At 41.6% G+C, this 3,339-nt stretch carries 3 protein-coding genes; 2 read left to right on the top strand and 1 reads right to left on the bottom strand.

Going from position 1 to position 3,339, the window contains the following annotated elements:
• Positions 1-214: 214 nt before the first annotated feature.
• Positions 215-568, top strand: a complete 354-nt coding sequence (locus E2L07_RS20240) for an AbrB/MazE/SpoVT family DNA-binding domain-containing protein (protein WP_134230506.1) — start codon at positions 215-217, stop codon at positions 566-568.
• Positions 569-736: 168 nt separating this feature from the next.
• Positions 737-2,389, top strand: a complete 1,653-nt coding sequence (locus E2L07_RS20235) for a multicopper oxidase family protein (RefSeq protein WP_134230505.1) — start codon at positions 737-739, stop codon at positions 2,387-2,389.
• A gap of 86 nt (positions 2,390-2,475) precedes the next feature.
• On the opposite strand, the gene E2L07_RS20230 is transcribed toward E2L07_RS20235, so the two are convergent.
• Positions 2,476-3,072 carry a C39 family peptidase gene (locus E2L07_RS20230; RefSeq protein WP_134230504.1) on the bottom strand — a complete coding sequence of 199 codons (597 nt, stop codon included), beginning with the start codon at positions 3,070-3,072 and terminating at the stop codon, positions 2,476-2,478.
• Between the last annotated feature and the right edge of the window lie 267 nt (positions 3,073-3,339).

Genomic DNA, 3,339 nt, shown 5'->3' with positions numbered 1-3,339 from the left:
CAAGGACAAGCAGCTACCGCTGTGGCTCTGTGTTTCACCTAAAATAGAAGTTTTACCAAGTAAAATAAGCAGGGCTAACCTATCTACTAGAAACAGGGGTATTTACACAAAATTATTGACACACCCACCAAGGGGATTTTGAAGCTTCTTCATAGTTTCTTGATATTTTCAATTTATGCTATTAAAAATATGATGAAAACTGGGGGATTAGTACATGACTGAAACGTTTACCTCTAAGAAGAAGCAAGATAGCCTGATAAATACTGAACTAACGTGTAGCCTGAAAAATGGACAATCTATCACAATTCCAAGACCAATTAGAGAAAAGTTATCTTTCTTTCCTGGAGATGAAGTGACGGTAAGCTTAACAGCCGAGTCAAATGAGTTAATGATTCGAAAAGTAAAGGGAGACACATTAGATAACAAGATGATCATAAGTGAGAGAGGCGCCATTCGTATCCCTGTAGAATTAAGAAGATTTCTACGTTTAGAGAGGGAAGAGAGTTTCGATATCTTTGTGTTAAGGGAGGACGAGGGCATCTTGTTAAAGAAAGAGCGCTTTGCATAAAATCGCAACCTAAAGCGATCACGTTTTTGGAGAAAATAGGATTTTGTGAACGTTTATTGAACGAACGTAAAGGCATCGATTTCTTCATAGTTTCTATAAATCTTTTGTCTATAGTAAACGTGAACAGAGTTTTTGATTCAACACACATAACTAAGGGGAGGAAGAGAGATGAGAAAATCATACAGATTATTAGGGGCAGCACTAGGTTTGTCCTTAATCATAGCTGGTTGTTCGGATGAGTCGGTTGACCACTCACAAATGGATATGGGTGAAGACTCAGGTCAGCAAGAAGAACAGAATCAAGAGACTGAAGCAACAACCGAAGAGGGCAAAAAAGTGTTCACGCTTGATGTTAAGGAAACTCATTGGATGTTCAATGATGAGGTCATGATGGATGCTTGGACGTATAATGGTACCCTTCCTGGTGAGGAAATTCGCGTACAACAGGGCGATGAGGTTGTCCTTAATGTGAAAAACTCACTTGATGTGCCAACTGCCCTTCACTTACATGGATTCCCTGTTCCGAATGAAATGGATGGAGTCCCTGGTGTGACGCAAAATGCGATTATGCCTGGTGAGGAATTTACCTATGAATATCAAGCAGATATACCAGGAACATACTGGTACCACTCACACCAAGACGGTGCTACTCAAGTTGACAAAGGTCTCTATGGTGTCTTTATTGTCGAACCAGAAAACCAAGAATCCTACGATGTCGATGAAGCCATTGTAATCGATGAATTTGCTTCTGCAGGCATGGACATGGAGGGCATGGATCACAGCAACATGGACATGGGTGAGACAGACATGGAAGGCATGGATCACGGCAACATGGACATGGGTGAAGCAGACATGGAAGGTATGGACCATGCTAACATGGACATGAGTGAGACGGAAATGGAAGGCATGGATCACGGCAGCATGGACATGGGTGAGACGGATGGTGGTGGCATGAGCCACTCAGAACAAATGAATGAAATGTACGACACCATGGTTATTAACGGGAAGGCGTCGCCACAAATTGAAGCAATCGAGGTAGAAGAAGGAAACAAAGTGAAACTCCGTTTTGTCAATGCAGGGCTGTTTACTCAAGTGGTATCCATTCCGGGTCACTCCTATAAAATCACACATTACGATGGTCAACCTGTCAATGAGCCAGAAGTGTTAACAGACACGGCATTTCGAATCGCTCCTGCTGAACGTTACGATGTAGAAATTGAAATGGATAACCCGGGAGCGTGGGGGATTCAAGTGTTTGCCGAAGAGAATCAGGAAAAACTAAATACGTTCATCCCAATTGTTTATAATGGGTTCGAAAGTGAAGAGCTACAAACGACTGAAGAGATTTCCTCATTTTTTGATTTAACGACATATGGGGAAGCCAAAGAAATTAATCTTGGTGACATCACAAAAGAGTACGAGATGCTACTTGGCACCAATGATGGTGGAGAGACGTTTACTATTAACGGTAAGCAATACCCAGAGCATGAGATTTACGAAGTGGAAGAAGGAGATGTCGTAAAGTTCACCATTGTCAATGACACGGAGTTCGACCACCCAATGCACTTACACGGTGAGTTCTTCAATGTTATTTCCAAGGATGGAGAACCGATTCAAGGATCGCCGGTCTCGAAAGATACACTAAATGTTCGACCTGGCGAGACTTACGAAATTGTCTTTGAAGCAAAAAACCCTGGAAATTGGATGTTCCATTGTCATGAATTCCACCATGCGAATGGCGGAATGGTGTCAGAAGTTCGATATGAAGGCTTTGAACCAGCGTTCACACCGGATCCTGATGTTCCAAATAAGCCTGAGTAAATAAAAGATGATAGTTAAAAGGGTCTCCCGAGAATTTAGGAGGCCCTTTCATTGTGAATGCGAAAATGACCTATTTGTGTATTGAGCTACCCTTGTTGGTAGGTGATTGCCTGTCTCCCCATCTGGACCCAAGCATCTATGAAATCTTGTTTAGCTGCTTTTTTATTTTTTTCTCCTGTCAGTGGGTCGTTGAAGTAAACATAATCTGTATCGTATCCAGTCATTAAAACAGAATGTTCTCGATAAGTAATCTGCACCGATCCCGAGGGGGTATTCCACGTTCTAAACTCATCTTGAGGTAATCTCCTGTATCGGGTATTTGTAATGATCCAAACAGGAACTCCATTTGAAAGTCTGGTTTCTAGTTCACTAAACTTTTCTCCTGTCAGGTTCACAATTCGATTAGGCAAAAATTCCTCCGCCAGTTCCTTGATTGGTTTGTAGTAAACTCCGTAGCCAGGATTATTAATATTGTACATATCCCCAACAAAACCTGCATTAGGATGACCAAAAAATACTTGTCCATTTTTCTTTTGAAAAGGGGTCGGGTCTTTTTTTATTCGCTGGGCCAACTCCATCTTTCCTACATCGACTCCTGCATACTGTAAGAGCATCGATAGACTTGTCACTTCGCATCCTCTTGGCAATTCCGGAAGTTGAGAGATGATAGGTGCGTCTAACATGGCTTGTTCCTTTTTTAGGGATTGCTTTATCTCTGCTTCACTTTCGGTATGATTAGCTGCCGCGACTGTTTCAATTGGAGAACGGGCTAAATTGAAATCAACTGTCCCTTTTGAATTTTGTATGAAATGTCTTAAATCTGGAGACTGGTAGACACTGAAACAAAATAGAAAAAAGGAGCATTCCTGTAATGAAAGAATTTGAGGTTTGAAACAGAAAGAGCCCTCCTGTACGATACGAGGTATCAGTAGCTACTGATCCTTAATTAG

The sequence above is a fragment of the Halalkalibacterium halodurans genome, from assembly GCF_004376175.1.
In the GTDB taxonomy this organism is placed as follows: Bacteria; Bacillota; Bacilli; order Bacillales; family Bacillaceae_D; genus Halalkalibacterium; species Halalkalibacterium halodurans.
This window is presented reverse-complemented; position numbering and strand designations above follow the sequence as displayed.